The 18,726-nt window shown below is 64.5% G+C and carries 17 protein-coding genes; 8 read left to right on the top strand and 9 right to left on the bottom strand.

Going from position 1 to position 18,726, the window contains the following annotated elements; translation table 11 throughout:
* The first annotated feature begins 109 nt into the window (after nt 1–109).
* From map to radC, 3 genes are all read left to right on the top strand, one after another.
* Nucleotides 110–928 carry a type I methionyl aminopeptidase gene (gene map, locus ACVIN2_RS22850; RefSeq protein WP_018460078.1) on the top strand — a complete coding sequence of 273 codons (819 nt, stop codon included), beginning with the start codon at nt 110–112 and terminating at the stop codon, nt 926–928.
* Between the two features lie 100 nt (nt 929–1,028).
* Nucleotides 1,029–2,684 carry an AAA family ATPase gene (locus tag ACVIN2_RS22845; RefSeq protein ID WP_456767264.1) on the top strand — a complete coding sequence of 552 codons (1,656 nt, stop codon included), beginning with the start codon at nt 1,029–1,031 and terminating at the stop codon, nt 2,682–2,684.
* A gap of 109 nt (nt 2,685–2,793) precedes the next feature.
* Nucleotides 2,794–3,507, top strand: a complete 714-nt coding sequence (radC, locus tag ACVIN2_RS22840; protein ID WP_085352015.1) for a RadC family protein — start codon at nt 2,794–2,796, stop codon at nt 3,505–3,507.
* Here radC and ACVIN2_RS22835 read toward each other — a convergent pair.
* Together ACVIN2_RS22835 and ACVIN2_RS22830 are read right to left on the bottom strand one after the other, a co-directional pair.
* Complete coding sequence (locus ACVIN2_RS22835) at nt 3,504–3,824, bottom strand: glycine zipper domain-containing protein (protein ID WP_007604950.1); 321 nt, start codon at nt 3,822–3,824, stop codon at nt 3,504–3,506. The two genes, radC and ACVIN2_RS22835, sit on opposite strands and share 4 nt — an antisense overlap.
* A gap of 161 nt (nt 3,825–3,985) precedes the next feature.
* The gene (locus ACVIN2_RS22830) at nt 3,986–4,360 is read right to left on the bottom strand and encodes a hypothetical protein (RefSeq protein ID WP_456767263.1); all 375 of its coding nucleotides are present in this window, start codon (nt 4,358–4,360) and stop codon (nt 3,986–3,988) included.
* A 253-nt stretch (nt 4,361–4,613) separates the two neighbouring features.
* Here ACVIN2_RS22830 and ACVIN2_RS22825 point away from each other — a divergent pair, with 253 nt between their 5' ends.
* Nucleotides 4,614–6,002 carry a peptidoglycan-binding protein gene (locus ACVIN2_RS22825; RefSeq protein WP_456767262.1) on the top strand — a complete coding sequence of 463 codons (1,389 nt, stop codon included), beginning with the start codon at nt 4,614–4,616 and terminating at the stop codon, nt 6,000–6,002.
* Nucleotides 6,003–6,070: 68 nt separating this feature from the next.
* On the opposite strand, the gene ACVIN2_RS22820 is transcribed toward ACVIN2_RS22825, so the two are convergent.
* The 5 genes from ACVIN2_RS22820 to ACVIN2_RS22800 are packed head-to-tail and all read right to left on the bottom strand — an operon-like array spanning nt 6,071 to nt 10,445.
* Entirely contained in the window at nt 6,071–6,763 is a 693-nt protein-coding gene (locus ACVIN2_RS22820) for an AprI/Inh family metalloprotease inhibitor (protein ID WP_456767261.1), read from the bottom strand.
* On the bottom strand, nt 6,763–7,752 hold the full coding sequence (locus ACVIN2_RS22815) for a 2-hydroxyacid dehydrogenase (protein ID WP_456767260.1): 990 nt from the start codon (nt 7,750–7,752) through the stop codon (nt 6,763–6,765). Before ACVIN2_RS22815 ends, ACVIN2_RS22820 begins: the two co-directional genes overlap by 1 nt.
* Entirely contained in the window at nt 7,752–8,570 is an 819-nt protein-coding gene (locus ACVIN2_RS22810; protein ID WP_456767259.1) for an ABC transporter permease, read from the bottom strand. Before ACVIN2_RS22810 ends, ACVIN2_RS22815 begins: the two co-directional genes overlap by 1 nt.
* Nucleotides 8,567–9,412: an ABC transporter ATP-binding protein gene (locus ACVIN2_RS22805; RefSeq protein WP_456767258.1), complete on the bottom strand. Its 846-nt coding sequence runs from the start codon at nt 9,410–9,412 to the stop codon at nt 8,567–8,569. The genes ACVIN2_RS22810 and ACVIN2_RS22805 overlap by 4 nt, the downstream gene beginning before the upstream one ends.
* Before the next feature lie 10 nt (nt 9,413–9,422).
* Nucleotides 9,423–10,445 (bottom strand): ABC transporter substrate-binding protein, encoded by a 1,023-nt coding sequence (locus tag ACVIN2_RS22800; protein ID WP_456767257.1) that lies wholly within the window; start codon nt 10,443–10,445, stop codon nt 9,423–9,425.
* Nucleotides 10,446–10,583: 138 nt separating this feature from the next.
* Between ACVIN2_RS22800 and ACVIN2_RS22795 the strand changes: the two genes are divergently transcribed.
* The 3 genes from ACVIN2_RS22795 (at nt 10,584) to ACVIN2_RS22785 (ending at nt 14,172) form a co-directional block, all read left to right on the top strand.
* Nucleotides 10,584–11,390: a creatininase family protein gene (locus tag ACVIN2_RS22795; protein ID WP_456767256.1), complete on the top strand. Its 807-nt coding sequence runs from the start codon at nt 10,584–10,586 to the stop codon at nt 11,388–11,390.
* A gap of 139 nt (nt 11,391–11,529) precedes the next feature.
* A complete protein-coding gene (locus ACVIN2_RS22790) occupies nt 11,530–11,793 on the top strand; it encodes a hypothetical protein (RefSeq protein WP_007597808.1) in 264 nt (87 codons plus the stop codon).
* A 396-nt stretch (nt 11,794–12,189) separates the two neighbouring features.
* Nucleotides 12,190–14,172 (top strand): carbohydrate porin, encoded by a 1,983-nt coding sequence (locus ACVIN2_RS22785; protein WP_456767255.1) that lies wholly within the window; start codon nt 12,190–12,192, stop codon nt 14,170–14,172.
* A gap of 7 nt (nt 14,173–14,179) precedes the next feature.
* Here ACVIN2_RS22785 and ACVIN2_RS22780 read toward each other — a convergent pair whose 3' ends face one another.
* Entirely contained in the window at nt 14,180–14,911 is a 732-nt protein-coding gene (locus tag ACVIN2_RS22780; RefSeq protein WP_456767254.1) for a sulfite exporter TauE/SafE family protein, read from the bottom strand.
* A gap of 117 nt (nt 14,912–15,028) precedes the next feature.
* A complete protein-coding gene (locus tag ACVIN2_RS22775; protein WP_456767253.1) occupies nt 15,029–17,104 on the bottom strand; it encodes a methyl-accepting chemotaxis protein in 2,076 nt (691 codons plus the stop codon).
* Between the two features lie 238 nt (nt 17,105–17,342).
* Here ACVIN2_RS22775 and ACVIN2_RS22770 point away from each other — a divergent pair, with 238 nt between their 5' ends.
* Complete coding sequence (locus ACVIN2_RS22770; protein WP_456767252.1) at nt 17,343–18,638, top strand: hemolysin family protein; 1,296 nt, start codon at nt 17,343–17,345, stop codon at nt 18,636–18,638.
* The last annotated feature ends 88 nt before the right edge of the window (nt 18,639–18,726 follow it).

Here is an 18,726-nt window from a genome sequence, read left to right as displayed (position 1 = left end):
GCAGGGAGGCTCGGCTTGCATGCAGGCCCGCAATCATTAAATTAGGGCCTTAAATCAGACCCTTGCGCCCACCTCGATACCGGCCCCGTGCCGAGAAGACCGCATCCGCATGAGCTACGTCGAAGCTACCGATACCTCGCTCCGCAAGACCGGACAGATCAAGCTGCATGGACCAAGCGCCTTTGCCGGCATGCGCAAGGCGGGCGCGCTGGTGGCGAAGTGCCTCGACGAGCTCACCGACATCGTCGGGCCCGGCGTTCCGACCGACCGCATCGACCAGTTCGTCCGCGACTTCGCCTTCAGCAACAATGCCTATCCGGCGACGCTGATGTATCGCGGCTACCGCTATTCGACCTGCACCTCGCTCAACCACGTGGTCTGCCACGGCATGCCCGGCGACCGTCCGCTGAAAGAGGGCGACATCGTCAACATCGACGTCACCTTCATCGTCGATGGCTGGTACGGCGATTCCAGCCGGATGTATGCGGTCGGCCCGATCGCGCGCAAGGCCGAGCGGCTGATCGAGGTGACCTATGAGGCGATGATGCGCGGCATCGCGGCGGTGAAGCCCGGCGCCACCACCGGCGACATCGGCCACGCCATCCAGAGTTTCGTCGAGCCGCAGGCCATGAGCGTGGTGCGCGATTTCTGCGGCCATGGCCTCGGGCGCATGTTCCACGACGAACCGAACATCATCCATATCGGCCGGCCCGGCGAAGGCGTGCAGCTCAAGCCCGGCATGTTCTTCACCATCGAGCCCATGATCAATCTCGGCAAGCCGCATGTGAAGATCCTGTCCGACGGCTGGACCGCCGTGACCCGCGACCGCTCGCTGTCGGCGCAGTTCGAGCATTCCGTCGGCGTCACCGCCACCGGCGTCGAGATCTTCACGCTGTCGGAGCGGCACGGCGAGAAGCAGATCGGGTGAGGGCGCGGCCGATCCGCCCGCAGACTCTGGAACACGCAAAAGTTGTCTGATAGGACATCGCGGCGCCGGGCGTAACCGGCGCAACGGGGGTTCGTTGGACATGTGGTTCAGGGTTGAGCAGGAACGCTCGTCAGCAGGCCAGAAATATGCCGTACGCTGCAACTCAGAGATCGCCGGCAAGCCGGTGATGGAGGAGCGGCTGGTCAAGGGCGTGACGGAGGCCCGCAAGACCGCCGAAATCCTGGCATCGTCGCTCAACGTCACGGCGACCGTCTATGGCACCGATACCGCCGGGGAATTCGTCTACGGCGTCTACGAGGTCAGTGAAGGGGCCGCCGTCGCCACCGACCCGCTGATCAAGAAGCTCTACGCCGAATCGGCCGCGGCATCGCTCACGCTCCAAAACCAATTGCTCGCCGAGATACCCGAAGACACCATCAAGGGCTTTGCGACGATGTCGGCTGCCCTTGGCTACATCGTTGCCCAGCACAAGCAGATCAAACGCTCGGCAACGCCTCAGATCGGCTATTCGACCTTGTTCCGCATCTTTTGCGGCGGCAAGGACCCAAGTACGCTGTCGCTTCCCACTGACGATGCCACGATCGCGATCCTGACCAGGAAGCTGGCCGACCTTGCAGGCTGGATGTGGTTGAGCGAGCTCCCCGGGTGCGGCTCGGCCGAGCGCAGCGCCGTCATTCCGGCCTGGCGCGCGAACAAAGTCACGCTCACCATCGACGGAGAATTGCAGGTGATCCGTCCGGGCAGTGTGTTCCGCGGCACGGTTCCTGACACAGGCGCGCAGTTCATGCTCGTCGTTCAAATGGCCGAGCGTCGGTCCTACGGCCAGAGCCCGCTCGACAGCGTTGGACTGATCTATAGCGAGCAGGACGAGGCGGCCGTCGTCGCGCTGGTCCGCCAGTTGCTGCGCGAATCGACGCCTTTCAAAGGCAGGGTGGTGCTGATCAACCGTGATCTGCGCACCGTCCGCTCGCGCATGTCGGATCGCTCCTGGAATGACATCGTTCCGCACGAACACGCCCGCCGCGAGCTCGATTTCATTGCTGCCTCGATCCGCAACCGCGACATGCTGAAGGCTGAAGGCCTCAGCATCCGGCGCGGACTGCTGCTGTCGGGCCCTCCCGGCGACGGCAAGTCGACGGCGATCGAATGCTTCGTCAACGACATCGCTGGTGAGGCCACGATCCTGATCGTCGAGGCGGTCGAACACATCCGCGCAGTCTATCATCTGGCGCAGACCCTGGCCCCGACTGTCGTCATCTTGGAAGACCTCGATCTCATGACCAAGAACCGGCAGAACCCCTATGCGGGCGTGAACAAGGACGACGTCACCGGTGAGCTGCTTCAGGTCCTGTCCGGCGGTTCCGCCTATGACGACATCATCACGATCGCAACGACGAACCACCCTGAAGCCATCGACGAAGCGCTCGCAAAGCGCGCCGGGCGCTTCGATGCGCATATCCGGATGGGTTATCCGAGCGACGACGACAAGCTGCGTATTCTCGAGCTCTATCTCGACCGCTTTGGTGTCAACGACGAATTGACGCGGCGCCGACTGCAACAGACCCTGATCCGTGATTTCGGCCGCCTTCACCTCGTACCCGCGCATATTGAGGAGTTCGTGAAGGCCGGCATCAAGCGGGCCCGCCTGGCCCGCAGGCCGCCCGAATATCTGGATTTCGAGCCGGGCATCGAGGCTACCAAGTCGATCGCGACGCAGAAGCCCACGACGGCTTGAGTAAGGTCACCTCCGCCGGGCGAACTCGCGCACTGCAGTGCCGCGCCCGCGGCGGCGAAATGACACTTCTCGGTTGCAAAACGCGCACGGTACGGCATGCTTGTGCGCAATGCCCGCCAAGCCCGACCACGACAAGAGCAAGCCCGAAGAAGCGCCGCACTATCTCGGCCATCGCGAACGGCTGCGCGAGCGCTTCTACAGCGCGGGTGCGGACGCGCTCAGCGACTACGAGCTTTTGGAGATGGCGCTGTTTCCGGCGCTACCGCGGCGTGACACCAAGCCGCTGGCGAAATCGCTGATCAAGATTTTCGGCTCGTTTGCCGAGGTCGTGCATGCGCCGGTGGCGCGCCTGCGCGAGGTGGACGGCGTCGGCGAATCCGCGATCCACCAGCTCAAGCTGCTCGCGGCGGCGGCGCATCGCGTCGCCAAGGGCGGGGTCAACAGCCGCAACGCGCTGTCGTCCTGGAACGAGGTGATCGACTATTGCCGCACCAGCATGGCGTTCGCCGACAAGGAGCAGTTTCGCCTGCTGTTCCTCGACAAGCGCAACCAGCTGATCGCCGACGAGGTGCAGCAGACCGGCACTGTCGATCACACCCCGGTCTATCCGCGCGAGGTGATCAAGCGCGCACTGGAATTGTCCGCGACCGCGCTGATCCTGGTGCACAACCACCCCTCTGGCGATCCCTCCCCTTCACAGGCCGACATCCAGATGACCAAGGCGATCATCGACATCGCAAAGCCGCTCGGGATTGCGGTGCACGACCACATCATCGTCGGCAAGAGCGGGCATGCGAGTTTGCGCGGGATGCGGCTGATTTAGTAGCAGTATCGCGGATCGACCGGAACGTAGGAGCCGTCCCGGCGCTGCATGTAGCAGCCGCGCTGATAGGCGTAATAGCCGGAGCGGCGGCGTTCGCCCTCGGAGGCGATTGCAGCGCCCGTGCCGGCACCGACGACGGCGCCGATGGCGGCGCCACGGCCTCCGCCGATGGCGCCCCCCACGATCGCTCCACCGACGCCGCCGAGGATGGCACCGCCAATGGCGTCCTGCGCTGCCGCCTCATGAGCCGGCATCGCCATCACAACCGTCAGACATGCCGCGATAGCGAAACTTCCAATGCGAAGACCTCGAAGCATGCTCGCCCTCCCCTGTGGTCAGACAAGTCATAGCGCCGCAGCCGGATTCGGACCAGAAGAATCACCACGCCGGGACCCGGCACTTCTCGCGGTGGCGTCGGAGGCTCGGCTGGAAGGCGGCTCAGGCCATGCCGCGCGCGCCGCGGGCCAGCCGATTCATCTCAAGCATCGATCCAGCGCTGCACCGCCTCGGCGGTGTCGGCCGGCGTGGTGTTGAAGCAGATCGCAGCGTCGGGCGCCAGGCGGTGGACGAGGTTGAGCACCTTCTCGAACAGCAGCAGGCGCTCCCTGGGCTCGCGCAGGCCCGCGCCGATCACGATGCAGTCGAAATTCTCCTCGCGCAACGTCGCCGTGACGGCGGCTTCCGCCGCGGCATCGAGATCGATCAGGCAACTCGTGACCTCGTAACCGAGATCGCGCAGGCGCAGCAGCTGCGCATCGATATAGTTGCGCACGAGCTCCGGCGTGAGCTGCGGGAATGCGCTGTAGTCCGCGTTGCCGGGCTCGATGCCGATCGCGAGGACGCGCGTGGTCATGCAGGACTCCTTAGCCGGACTGCCTCGTCTCGCTAACGGAGCAGCGGCCCTGCCGGTTCCCTCGCGGGCGGCCGCCCTGATCCCGGTCGTGCCGCTCATTTTTCCCAGCGAGGCTGTAACCCACTTCACACGCACCGCGCCGGCGGCCTGCCAGACTTGCGGGAGATCACGCTGGGCTCACGCCCTGTCACGGCACCTGGTTCACCTCATCTGACGCGGAGTTGCGATAATCCATTTATTGCGGGAGCGGAAAATGATTTCATTCGAGAGTCTGAAAAGCGAATACGAGCGAAATTGGGCCAATCTCGAGATCCGGCCTTCACGCCTCTCCGACGCGAACGCAGTCGCGCGCAAGGCCATTAACGGCAAGGCGACCTATCAACAGATCGAGCGATTGACCGGCGTCCCCTGGTATTTCGCTGCCCTCTGCCATTACCGCGAGTCCAATTTCGATTTCGACACTTATCTCGGCAACGGCGAAACGCTTCATCGCGTGACGACGCTCGTTCCGAAGGGGCGCGGCCCGTTTGCCACGTTCGTGGACGGCGCCGTGGACGCCTTCAGGATTGAGAATTTCGTCGGCGCGCACGACTGGGGGATCGCGCGGATTCTGTTCCGGCTCGAAGCGTTCAACGGCTTCGGCTATCACGCCAAGGGCTGCAATTCGCCCTATCTCTATGGCGGTTCGACGCTGTATGGCCCGCCCGAGGCAAGGGCCGGCAAATTCGTTCGCGATCATGAGTTTGATTCGAACCATGTCGATTCCCAGCTCGGCGCGGCTGTGATCCTGCATGCGATGATGTCGCTGGATTCCTCGATCAGCCTCGACGGCAGCCCGCAATTTGCGAGCCGCGCCGAACCGGAGGACGACGCCGCGTCGACGATCGTTCTCATGCAGCAGGCGCTCAACAAGCTCGGCGCCAATCCGCCGCTCGCCGAGGACGGCATCAGCGGACCGAAGACCAGAACCGCGGTCTCGCAGTTTCAGCAGCAGAACGGCCTGAGGGATACCGGACTTCTCGACGGCGCCACCGTCGCCGCCCTCACCCGCGCTGTGCAGTCGCGCGCCACCGGATCGAGCGGCGATGTGTCCAGGATCATGAAGCGGCTGGAGGATCTCGCGCAATTGCTGCGGCCGCCGGTCGGCGCCGTGATCCCGGCAACGACGACATCGGGCAATACGCTGCCCGCCACCAATGATCCGATCAGCCTGTTCGAACGGCTCTTCTCCCTCGTCAACAAGACAGCTCCCATGCCAGGACCCCTCACCCCGACCAGCCCCGCCCCCGTCGATCAGTTGAAGCAGGTCGTCGACCTGCTCGGCACCTTGCTCAACCGAGACGACAAGCCCGTCCTCGGCCAGGTCAATGGCGCGCTCGGCGATACCATCGGCAAGATGCTCGACGGCAAGAAGACTGCGCTCGGCATCGGCGGATCGCTGATCACGGCGCTGCTGTCGTCGGTGACGGCGAGCCCCAACGCTGGCGGTCTTGCCGGGTTGCTCGGGACGCTCGTGTCGGCGGTGCCGGGCCTCGGCCAATTCGCGATGCCGATCTCGCTGGCGCTCACGGCCTGGGGCGTGCTCGGCAAGATGGAGAAGTGGGCCCAGGGCACCGCGCCGCCGCCCAAGCCGACGACCTAGCCTGCGGCCATCCCTACGAGACGCGCGCCTATGACGGGCGCTCAGGATGAGGTCGCGTTTCGCGGCGCCTACTGACGCAGCATGATCAGGGGATCAGCGGTATCAGGGACGCGCCGCCATTGCGCATTGTCGTCGGCCTCGAACTGCCAGGCCTCACCGGCCTTCGACAGCAGGATGATCTGGCCGCGCTCGAGCCGCCATTGCGTCGGGTTGAACTGCGCGATGGCCGCGTCGCATTTCGGCTTGAGGAAGACCTGGAAATTGTCCGGCCCGGCTTCGGTGTTGGTCAGCGTCAGCCCGCAGACCGGCTGGCCGTTGCCCCGCACGATCGACCAGTCGCCGATCATCTGGTCCATCGACTTCGCCATCGAGCGGGCGGCGGCGAGGTCCTGCAGGATGTAGACGCCCTCGCCCTGCCGCAGACCTTCGAAGATGCCGGCCTCGACCTCGGTGAAGTCGATCACCGCTTCACCGCTCGCATCCTGCAAGCGGACGATGTCGAGACCCCTGACGCTCCAGGCGACGATGTCCTTGGTGAAGGGCAGCGCGGCCTTGCAGGCCGGCTCCAGCTCGAGCTTGAAGCCTTGAGCAGCAGTGTCGGCCTTGAGCGTGACGACGCAGGTCTTGCTGCGCTCGGTGGTCGAGAGCTCCCACTGCCCGGGCATCTCCTTCTTCAGGGTCGTCGTATCCTGCGCCTGCGCGATGCCGATCGCGGCCAAGGAGGCCGCGACGGCGAATGCAACGACCCGAAGAACTCTCATCAGCGCCCCTTGAAAGGCGTTTCCGCAACCGGCGTCAACGGCGCCTTGCCTGAGAACCAGGACTTGAGATTGTCGACCACGAGCTGGTCCATCGCGTTGCGCGTCACCACCGAGGCCGAGCCGATATGCGGCAGCAGCACGACGTTCTGCATGGTCTTGAGCTCGTCGGGCACGTTCGGCTCGGCCGCGAACACGTCGAGGCCGGCGGCGAGGATGGTGCCAGACTTGAGCGCCTGGACCAGCGCCGGTTCGTCGATCACCGAGCCGCGCGCGACGTTGACCAGCACACCGCGCGGGCCGAGCGCCTTCAGCACCTCGGCGTTGATCATCTTGTTCGTGCTGGCGCCACCGGGCACGATCACCACCAGCGTGTCCACCGCCTTCGCCATCTCGATCAGGTCGGGGTAGTGCTTGTAGGCGACGTCCTTGGACGGATTGCGGGTGTGATAGACCACCGGCACCAGCGAGGCATCGAGCCGGCGCGCGATCGCCTGTCCGATCCGGCCCATGCCGACGATGCCGACCTTGCGGTCGCGCAGCGAGCCGACGCTGAGCGGATAGTTCTGGGTCTGCCAGAGACCGGAGCGCACATAACGATCGGCCTTGATGAATTCGCGCACCGTGGAGATCAGAAGGCCCATCGCGACGTCGGCGACCTCCTCGGTCAGCACGTCGGGCGTGTTGGTGACGATGATGTTGTGCTCGGCAGCGTATTTGGCATCGACGTGGTCGTAGCCGACGCCGAAGCTCGCCACCATCTCGATCTTGGGCAATTGCGACAGCGAATCCCGGTCGGCACGCACGGTGTGATAGGTCACGGCCACGCCCCGGATCTGTTCGCGAACCGCCGGCGTCAGCCGCTCGAGGTCACCTCGCGTCTCCGCCTTGTGCACGACGAAATGATCGGAAAACCCGTTCTCGAGGATCGGCCGGACCGGCCCATAAATCAGAAGGTCGATCTTTTCGGACGAAATCGAACCGGTGGTCATCAGTTGTCCTTTCCAAGCGCGCTCTCGTGCCAGCGCCGTAAAACGAGGTGGGAAACTAGCGCCAGCACCCCATAGATGACAATCCCGGCCAGCGACAACAGCAGCAGCGCTGCGAACATGCGGGGTATGTTCAATCGGTAGCCGGATTCCGCGATCCTGTAGGCGAGCCCGGATCCAGCGCCGGCCGTTCCCGCCGCGATCTCGGCCACGACCGCGCCGATCAGCGACAGGCCGCCGGCAATGCGCAGGCCGCCGAGAATGTAAGGCAGCGCCGCCGGCAGCTTGAGAAAGCGCAGGATCTGCTGCGGCGAGGCGCCATAGAGCTGGAACAGGCCAGCGAGGTTGCGATCGACCGAATTGAGCCCGAGCGTGGTGTTCGACAGCACCGGGAAAAAGGCGACGATGAAGGCGCAGACCACGACCGCGGTCTGCTGCTCCAGATAGATCAGCAGCAGCGGCGCAATGGCGATGACGGGCGTGACCTGAAGCACCACGGCATAGGGGAATAGCGATGCTTCGACCCATTTGGACTGGTTGAACAGCAGCGCCAGCGCGATGCCGCCGACGCTGGCCGCGACAAAACCTTCGAGCGTGGTCAGCAGCGTCGCCGCAAGCGATTGCGACAGCACCGCCCAATCCTTGATCAGGGTCAGGAAAATGACGGAGGGCGCCGGCAGCACGTAAGGCGGGATGTCCTTGATGCGGACCACGAGCTCCCAGGCGAGCAATCCCGCCGCGAACACGATGACCGGCAGCACGAAGCGCACCGCGCGTCTTGCGCCGGACGGCTTCGCAGTGACGGAAGCTTGCGCGTTCATAGCGTGGACTGCCCTGCATAGGACGGCGCCAGCGCCGCCGACACTTTCCGGCAATAATCGGAATAGGCGACTGAAGTGCGAAACTCCTCGCCGCGCGGCTCGACCGTCTCGATGCGGAAGTCGGCCTGGATGCGGCCCGGCCGCGCCGTCATCACCACCACGCGCTGCGACAGATAGACGGATTCGAACACCGAATGCGTGACGAAGATGACGGTCTTGCCGAGCCTGCGCCACAGCGCGAGCAAATCGTCGTTGAGGCGGAAGCGCGTGATTTCGTCGAGCGCCGCGAACGGCTCATCCATCAGGAGGATATCAGGGTCGGTGACGAGCGCGCGCGCCAGCGACACCCGCATCTTCATGCCGCCAGAGAGCTCGCGCGGAAAGGCGTCGGCGAAATCGCCAAGCCCGACGCTCGCCAGCGCCTCATCGGCACGCGCGCGCGCTTCCGCCTTCGGAACGCCTGCGAGCTTCAGCGGCAGCCGCACGTTCTCGCGCGCGCTGGTCCAGGGCATCAGGGTCGGCTCCTGAAACACGAAGCCGATGCCATGACCTGGTTGAATATGACCTGGCTGAACAAGACCTGGCTGGGGTCCGCCCTCCCGACGCGCCAGCCTCACGATTCCTGATGACGGCGCGCTGAGCTCGGCAATCAGCCGCAGCGCGGTGGATTTGCCGCAACCTGACGGTCCCAGCAGCGAAATGAACTCGCCCTTGCGCACCGCAAGATCGAGCGGGCCGAGCGCCAGCACGCCGTTGTCATAGGTCTTCGTCACGCCGCGCAGGCTCACAGCCAGGGCCGTCAGGCCGGTCTCGACCCCCGCCGACGTTTGGACTGATGACATCGGCCTTGCGTTACGGTTTGCTCGGGCGCAGCTCGGCGCCGACGCCCTTGTTGACGAAGCGCAGCGTATAGGATTTGCGGAAATCGAGGTCCGCCTTCACCACGCCCGCCTTCACCATCTTGTTGAAGAAGGAGGTGTAGCGCTCGTCGCTCATCGCGCCGATGCCGTTCCTCAGCGAATCGCCGGAATCGACGATGCCGTACTCCTTCATCTTGGCGACGGAATAGGCGAGCAGCTCGTCGGTCATCTCCGGATTGAGCTTCTTGATCATGGCGTTGCCCGCGGAATTGTCGCGGTAGATGTAATTGTACCAACCGACCATGGAGGCATCGACGAAGCGCTGCACCAGGTCGGGCTTCTTCTCGACCACGTCGCGGCGGCTCTCGATCAGGGTCGAATAGGTGTTGAAGCCGTAATCGGCGAGCAGCAAGACGTTGGGCTTGAAGCCGGCGGCCTTCTCGACCGCGAAGGGCTCGGAGGTGACGTAACCCTGCATCGCGCTCTTGGGATTGGCGATGAAGGGCTGCGGATTGAAATTGTAGGGGCGAACGTTCTTCTCGCTGAAACCGTATTCGGATTTCAGCCACTGGAAATAGCTGGTCATGCCCTCCTTGGAGACGAACAGCGTCAGCGGCTTGAGGTCCTCGATCTTGGCGACCTTGGCATCGGGCTGCGTCAGCATCACCTGCGGATCCTTCTGGAACACCGCTGCGATCGTGACGACCGGGACGTTATTGGCGACCGCGTCGAACGACATCAGCGTGTTCGCTGCCATGAAGAAATCGATCTTGCCGGCGATCAGCAGCATCCGGTTGTTCTCGTTGGGCCCGCCGGGGACGATGGTGACGTCCAGCCCATATTTCTTGTAAGTGCCGTCGGCGACGGCCTGGAAAAAGCCGCCATGCTCGGCCTCGGCCACCCAATTGGTGCCGAACATGACCTTGTCCAGGGTTTCGGCGCGCGCCGGGACGACCGAGACGAAAGCGGCCATCAAGCCCGCCGTTAAGGCTCGCCGCAGATGAGAAGGGCTCATGATGGGACTCCGTCGATCGCTTCTAGCCGATGTCCAAGCAACGCGATAAAACCGCAAGACATTCAGGGACGCGAGCCGGCCTGGCCCGCGTCCCCTGATAACCCAAACTACGTGACAAATTCGGGCAAAGAAACCTTGATGACGCCTTCCCGCGACTGGACCGAGATCCGCTGGGCCGATGCCAGCCCCGCCGAGGTGTCGCGCTGGATCGCAGTGCTGCCGCTGGCGGCGACCGAGCAGCACGGCCCGCATCTGCCGCTCGAGACTGACGTGCTGATCGCCGACGCCTATCTGGCGCGGGTGCGCGAGCTCCTGCCCGAGAGCGCTCCGGCCAGTTTCCTGCCCGTTGAACCGATCGGGATTTCCACCGAGCATATCGACTATCCGGGCACGCAGACGCTGCCGACCGACATCGCGTTGAAAAAATGGACCGCGATCGGCGAAGACATCGCGCGCCGCGGATTGAAGAAGCTCGTCATCATCACCAGCCATGGCGGCAACAGCGCGGCCATGATGCTGATCGCGCAAGATCTTCGCGCGCATCAGAAGCTGCTCGTGGTGACGACGTCGTGGTCGCGGCTGTCGGGCGCGGACCAGCTGTTCCCGGCCGACGAAGTACGGCACGGCATCCACGGCGGTGCAGTCGAGACCTCAATCATGCTGGCCCGCTATCGCGATCAAGTGCGCGTTGATGCGATCGCGGATTTTCCCGCGAGCAGCATCGCGATGGAGCAGCAATATCGCTGGCTGTCGACGCAGCGACCCGCACCGTTCGCCTGGCAGGCGCAGGATCTCAACCCAAGCGGCGCCGTCGGCAATGCGACGTTGGCCGTGGCCGCGAAAGGCGAGCGGCTGATCGACCAGGGCGCTCGCGCTTTTTGCGAGCTGCTTGCCGAGGTTGATAACTTCGACGTGAACAGGCTCGCCAAAGGCCCTCTCGGTTAGCGCCTATCCCACTGGAAGCATTCGGGAAAGAGCCAGACTCGACCTCCGCTTTTGCCGGTTTCGAACCGGACGCGCGGAGCCTCCGTCCAACTCGGTACGCGGGCCACAACGGACCGCCTCAACCCGGATGGAGTTTCACATGTCGATCAAGACCAAGATTTTTGCAGTTGCCCTCACCGCGCTCACCCTGACTGGCAGCGTCGTCGCCACCACCTCGCAGGCGCAAGCCAAGCCGCTCGGCTGGGGCGTCGGCGTCGGCCTGGGCATCGCCACCGCCGCCGTCGTCGGCTCCGCGATCGCCGCTAGCAACGACCCCTATTACAACGGCTATCACCGCTGCGGCTGGGCCGCCCAGTACAACGCCTTTGGCCAGTACGTCGGCCGCGTTCGCACCTGCTTCTGATTTGAGGCCCTGAGGCCGATCTCACGTGGATCCTGCGTCCGACACGGGCGCCTCATCCACCCCGTGTCGTGCCCCCGACCCCGCCCGGATGTCCCCCCGGGCGGGGTCAACTGTTTTAGCGCCTCGGGAATTTGTTGCAGTCCCGTCACACAGCGGTGCGAACCACCCCCTGCGGCAATCTGAACTAGTTGCTATTGCGAATTAATCGCAATAACGTTGGCAACAGGTTCAGGGGCTTGGGAAGAAGTCGCGCCGGATCGAGATCATCTCGTTCGCTCGCGGAGCACCTAAGCCTGATGACAGGGTCGCCGCGAATCGGCAGGGATAGTGCGGCGAGTGGACACACTCGCTTTGGGGGCGTGCGTTTTGACGTTGAGGGGTCACCGTTACAGGTATTTGCGGACGGCCGCGGCGATTGCCACGGGCGTCTTGGCTTTGCCCGCCAGCAGCCGCGCGGCCGATCTGCCGCTGAAGGCACCGGCGCTGAAAGCCCTCTATGACTGGACCGGCCTCTACATCGGTGCGCATGCCGGCTACAGCCTCGGCTCGTCGCGCTTCGCGCTGAACGACGGCACCGGGATCAACGACAGCGGCGTCTTCAGCGGCATGATCGGCGGCGTGCAGGCCGGCTACAATTACCGGCTCAACTCCGGTTGGCTTGTCGGCGTTGAAGGCGATTTCTCGTTTCCGAACTACATCACCTCCAACTCGATCGTGTCCTTTCTGGCGACACCCGCCAACACCGTCACGCAGCAATGGGATTACACCGCGAGCCTGCGCGGCCGCGTCGGCTACACCAGCGGTCCCTGGCTCGTCTACGCCACCGGCGGCTTTGCTTGGATGGGTGAGCGTTATTTCGACACGCCTGCCGCAGGGGAAGCAGTCCCGAAAATCCTGAACACGCGGCCCGGCTGGATCGCGGGTGGCGGCATCGAGTACGGCTTCGCGCCGCATTGGAGCGCGCGGATCGAATATCTCTACAGCCGCTTCGACGGCGCCAATGTCGCCTTCTCCACCGGCGCCCAGTACACCTCGTCGTCGCTCGACTTCCAGTCGGTCCGGCTCGGCCTCAACCGCAAGGTCGATTGGCCGGGCATGCCGAGCTACAATCCCAAGAGCTCGGGGATCGGCTCGCTGATCGACACGGAATCGGATCGCTGGGAGATCCACGGCCAGAGCACCTATCTGCCGCAAGGCTACCCGTCGTTCCCCGCCCTCTACACCGGGCCGAATTCGCTCTCGCCATCAAGGCAGGCCAAGGCGACCTGGAGCAACAGCCTGTTCCTGAATGCAAAGCTGTGGGACGGCGGCGAGGTCTATTACAATCCCGAACTGCTGCAGGGATTTGGATTGAACGACACGGTCGGCGCGGCCGGTTTCCCCAACGGCGAAGCGCAGAAGTCGAACTTTCCCTATCCGCACTACAACACCTCGCGCCTGTTCGTGCGCCAGACGTTTGGCTTTGGCGGCGAGCAGGAAGAGCTCGCCAGCGGCCAGTTGCAGCTCGGAAAGAAGGCCGACGTATCCAGGCTCACGGTGCAGGCCGGCAAATTCCCGGTGGTCGACGTGTTCGACGGCAACGCCTACGCCAAGGACACCCGCAAGGACTTCATGAACTGGTCGCTGTGGGCGCCAGGCGCCTTCGACTATTCCGCCGACAAGGTTGGCCTCACCTACGGCGTCACCGCCGAGCTGAACCAAAAGCAGTGGGCGTTGCGCGGCGGCTACTTCCTGATGGTCGCCGAGTCCAATTCGAATCATTTCGACACCAGGGTCGGCGAGCGCGGCCAGTACGTGCTCGAGCTCGAAACGCGCTTCTCGCTGCTCGGCCAGCCCGGCAAGCTCAGGACCATAGGCTGGCTCGACAGCGCCAATATGGGCAGCTTCCGCGAGACGCTGAACAATCCCGCGCTCAACCTCGACATCGCGCAGACTCGGCGCGGCCGTCTGAAGTATGGCTACGTGCTCAACCTCGAGCAGGCGATCACCGAGGATGTCGGTCTGTTCGGGCGTTGGAGCTGGAACGACGGCAAGACCGAGACGCTGGCCTTCACCGACATTCACCGCAGCCTGTCCGCGGGATTGTCGATCAAGGGCACGAAATGGGGCCGGCCCGATGACGTGATCGGCGTCGGTGGCGCCATCAATGCCATCTCGCAGGATTACCGCGACTTCCTGGCCGCCGGCGGCCTCGGTGTTCTCATCGGCGACGGCGCGCTCAACTACCGCCGCGAGCGCATCCTCGAAACCTATTACGCCTACGCGCTGAACAAGAGTCTCACCCTCACCGCCGACTACCAGCTGATCGTCAACCCCGCATACAACGCTGATCGCGGCCCAGTGTCGGTATTCTCGGGACGGCTGCACGGCGAGTTCTGAGCGCGGCTCAGAACAACAGCGCGACGCCCGAGACGAACAGCAGCGCAAGCACGATCTTGCGGAACGTGGCCTCGTCGATGCGGCCGAACAGTTTCAGCCCGAGCCACGTTCCCGCAAAGAGAAACGGCAGGCCGAGCGCGAACAGCTTTGCGGTCTCGAACGTCAGCGCTCCCTTGGCCCCCAGAAAGAGCGCCGCCGTGGCGAACACCACGACTGCGACGGGCTGGAACGTGGCGCGCTGGACCTCCTTGGGCAGGCCGCGCAGATTGCACCAGATGGTGACGATGATGCCAGCGAGGCCGGTCAGCCCACCAAGCACACCGTTGACGAAACCGATCGTCATGTCTGCGGCCGGCGGCACGATTGTCGCGACCTTGAGCTGCGGCCTGAAGAACGCATAGAGGCTGTAGACGATCAGGATCGCCCCAACCGCGATGCGGACGCTCTTGGGATCGGCCGAGGTCAGGAGTGACACGCCGACCGGCACGCCCACGACGGCACCGATCATGAAGGGCCATAGCCGGCGCCAGTCGAGCGCGCTGCGCAGCTTCCAGACCGAGTAGCCTTGCACCAGGAGGCCGAAGCCGACGATCAGGCTGGCGCTCTGAAGCGGCGTCAGCACATAAAGCCACAGCGATGCCGCGACGAGGCCGAAGGCAAAACCGGAGAGGCCGGCGACGAACGCACCGGCGAAGGTTGCCAACAGGAAAAGCGGTAGTTCGATTGTGATCCCGTCCATTGCTCGCTCCAAACATCAGCGAGCAGCGCTTGCGTGGGATCACCACTTCACGGGGAGGCTGCGATATCCCCGGTGGTGCAAGCCTAGGTGAAGCCACTTCCCTCCACAATGATCTTCTTAAGCCGCCCGGATCGCGTCCAGGAATTTCCCGACCTCGACCTTGAGGCGGCTGCTCTCGCCGGAGAGCGACTTCGCTGACGCGAGCACGGTGGAGGAGGCCGATCCGGTCTGGCTCGCGCCGCGCTGCACGTCGACGATGCTGGCGGAGACCTGCTGGGTGCCGCGGGCCGCCTGCTGCACGTTGCGGGAAATCTCCCGCGTCGCCGCGCCCTGCTCCTCGACCGCGGAGGCGATCGCCGATGCGATCTCGGACATGCGGGTGATGGTGTCGCCGATCGACTTGATGGCGCCGACCGAATCCTCCGTCGCGCTCTGGATTCCCGTGATCTGCTGGCTGATCTCGCCGGTGGCCTTGGCGGTCTGCTCGGCCAGCGCCTTGACCTCTGAGGCGACCACGGCGAAGCCGCGCCCGGCCTCGCCGGCGCGCGCCGCCTCGATCGTGGCATTGAGCGCCAGAAGATTGGTCTGGCCCGCGATCTGACTGATGAGCTCGACCACGTCGCCGATCCGGCCGGCAGCCTTGGCGAGCTCGCCGACATAGTCGTTGGTCCGCGCTGCCTGCTGCACCGCTTCGCTGGCCACGCGCGCGGAGTCCTGAACCTGCCGGCCGATCTCGTCGACCGAGGACGCCATCTCTTCCGCGGCCGCGGCAACGGTCTGCACGTTGCTGGAAGCCTGCTCGGAGGCGGCCGCGACGGTTGCGGTGACCTTTTCCGATTGATCGGCGGTGCTCGTCAGCGTTCCCGCCGACACTTCCAACTCCGACGATGCCGACGACACCGTGTTGATGACGTCGCCGATCAACGCTTCGAAATCGCGCGCGATCTGGTCCATGCGCTGGCTGCGCCGGAGTTTTGCCTCGGCTTCGACCGCAGCGGCCTCGTCGGCGGCCTTCTTGGCGGAGAGCGAGTCCTTGAAGTGCTGGAGCGAGCCCGCCACCTGGCTGATCTCGTCATTGCGGCCCGTCACGGGAATCTCGACCTCGTGCTGTCCGGCGGCAAGCGTTGCGATCACGTCCGCGAGCCGGCTCAGCGGCGTCACCACGCGCCGGCGCAGCATCATGGTCACGCCACCGAGAGTCCCCAGCAACGCCAGCACCGCCACGCCCGCGAGCGCGAACATCGCCAACGCGCCGTCGCGCGCGGCCGAGGCGCGCTCGGCCGCTTCGGCCAGGGCGGCATCGCGCACGCCGTAGAACATCTGGATGGCGGGTACGATGACGTTGGCCAGCTCTTCGGCGTTGATGCCGTACTTGCCGTCACCACGGGCCGTGGACATCTCCTTGTCCACGGCAGCGGCTGCTATCCCGAAGTAAGAGTCGGTCGCCGCCCTCAGCGCCGTGGCGATGCGGGGCGGGCTTCCGAGTTCGTCGATGCCGGCCTCGATGCGCTCGCGGTCGGCCTCGACACGCCCCTGCATACGATCCATCAGCGAGAATTCGGGAGCCGTGAGCGGTCGGCGTGCGCTCAGCGCAGGGGACAGCGTGGCGGCGCGGCTGCCGGCCGAGACGCGCAGATCCTGCGCCGTTCGCGCCAGGCTCAGCAGCGCCGCAAGCGAGGAATCAGCATTGATGACCTTCGCTTCGAGCCGGTTCATGATCGGCTCGATATTGCCGATGACCTCGGCAACGCCCGGAAGGAAGCCCTTGACCACAGCGCTGTCGCGTGCCGCCAGGGGAAGGCTCATCGCGCGGTCTGCCGCCGTGGTGATGTCCTTGAGCCGCCGCGCGGTACGGTCCAGGTTTTCGATCATCGGTCCGGAATCATCCAGCACCATGATGGCACGCCTGGCCCCCTCGAATGCGGCATCGACCGCTTTCGCGGCCTTCGCGGCGGCTTCGATCTGGACCTGCGTCGCAGAATTCTCCTGGAAGATCGGGGAAATGTAGGGAGCACGAAGGCCGGCAACGTGCTGACTGACCATCAGGGTCGCGCCAAAGGCGTCGACCGTCTTGATCGCGTCGGAGCGGTTCGTGAAGATGCGCGCCTGGGGTATGAGCACCTCGGCGCCAAGGATGACTGCAAACACCGTCACCGTCAGCATCGACAGCGCAAAGAGCTTCCCGATCCGCATCTGATCCCCCGAATACATTCCTGCAAATGCCGAAAACTTAGCCGGTTGCCGCTAAGAGCCCGTTAAGCAACGGCATGCCCGTAGTTCCGCGGGGTATCGGGGATTGCCTTCCGGGACGGGGTCGCCGAAGTTCCTTCGCGATGCCCAATGCGACAGAATCGTCGGCATTTCTTCCTCGAATACCTATATCAATGCCTGTGCCGCCATCCGGGCCACACTCCCTTACCTCGGAACATCAATGCTCTCGGCCGAACTCGCCATCGTCGTCGTCCTGATCGTCATCAACGGCTTGCTGTCCATGTCCGAGCTGGCCGTGGTCTCGTCGCGCCCGGCCCGGCTGTCGATGCTCGCCGCAAAGGGCGTCCGCGGCGCCGAGCGGGCGCTGACGCTCGCGGCCGATCCCGGCAAGTTTCTCTCGACGGTGCAGATCGGCATCACCCTGGTCGGCGTCCTCTCCGGCGCGTTCTCGGGCGCGACGCTCGGACAGCGGCTGACGCAATGGCTGCTCGAGCTCGGCCTGTCCGCAGGAATTGCCGACATCGTCGGAATGGGCCTGGTTGTCACGCTCATCACCTACGCCACCCTGATCGTTGGCGAGCTGGTGCCGAAGCAGGTGGCCCTGCGTGACCCCGAGAGCATCGCGGTCAGGGTCGCACCCGCGATGCACGTGCTTGCGAAGGTCTCGCTGCCGCTGGTCTTCCTGCTCGATCTCTCCGGCAAGCTGATCCTCACGCTGCTCGGCCATGGCGGCAAGTCCGAAGAGAAGGTGTCGGAAGACGAGATCCATCATCTCGTCAGCGAGGCCGAAAGCGCGGGCGTGCTCGAGTCAGGTGAAAAGGAGATGATCGCGGGCGTGATGCGGCTCGGCGACCGGCCGGTCGGCGCGATCATGACGCCGCGCACCGAGGTCAACGAGATCGACCTCAACGATACGCCGGAAAGTATTCAAGCGATCATCGCCAAGAGTCCGCATTCGCGCTTTCCCGTCTCCGACGGCGACCGTGACAAGCCGATCGGCGTGCTCCAGGCCAAGGACCTGCTGGTCGCCTTCATGAACGAGCGCACGCCGGATTTGCGCGTGCTGGTTCGCGAGGCGCCCGGCATTCCCGCGTCGGCCGATGCCCGCGACGTGCTGGCGATCCTCAAGGCTGCGCCGGTGCATGTCGGCCTCGTCTACGACGAATACGGCGCCTTCGAAGGTATCGTGACGACGGCTGACATTCTGGAATCGATCGTCGGCGCATTCCATTCCGAGGAGGGCCCGCCGGAACCGGCCTATGTCAAGCGCGCGGATGATTCGCTGCTGGTCTCAGGCTGGATGCCGGTCGACGAATTCGGCGAGCTGCTCGGCATCGAACTGCCGCCGCACCGCTACAACACGGTCGCCGGTCTCGTGCTGCAACAATTCAACGTGCTGCCTGATGTCGGCGACGCCTTCGACTTCGGCGACTGGCACATCGAGGTGGTCGATCTCGACGGACGGAGGATCGACAAGATTCTCGCGAGCCGACGGAGCGAAGTAGAGACGGGATGAGCGCGCGAAGACGTGTTGGATGCAGATCGCCGCACCAAGCTCCACTCGTCGTCCCGGCGAAGGCCGGGACCCATAGCCACAAGATTGA

It is taken from the genome of Bradyrhizobium sp. USDA 3650 (genome assembly GCF_054057395.1).
This window is presented reverse-complemented; position numbering and strand designations above follow the sequence as displayed.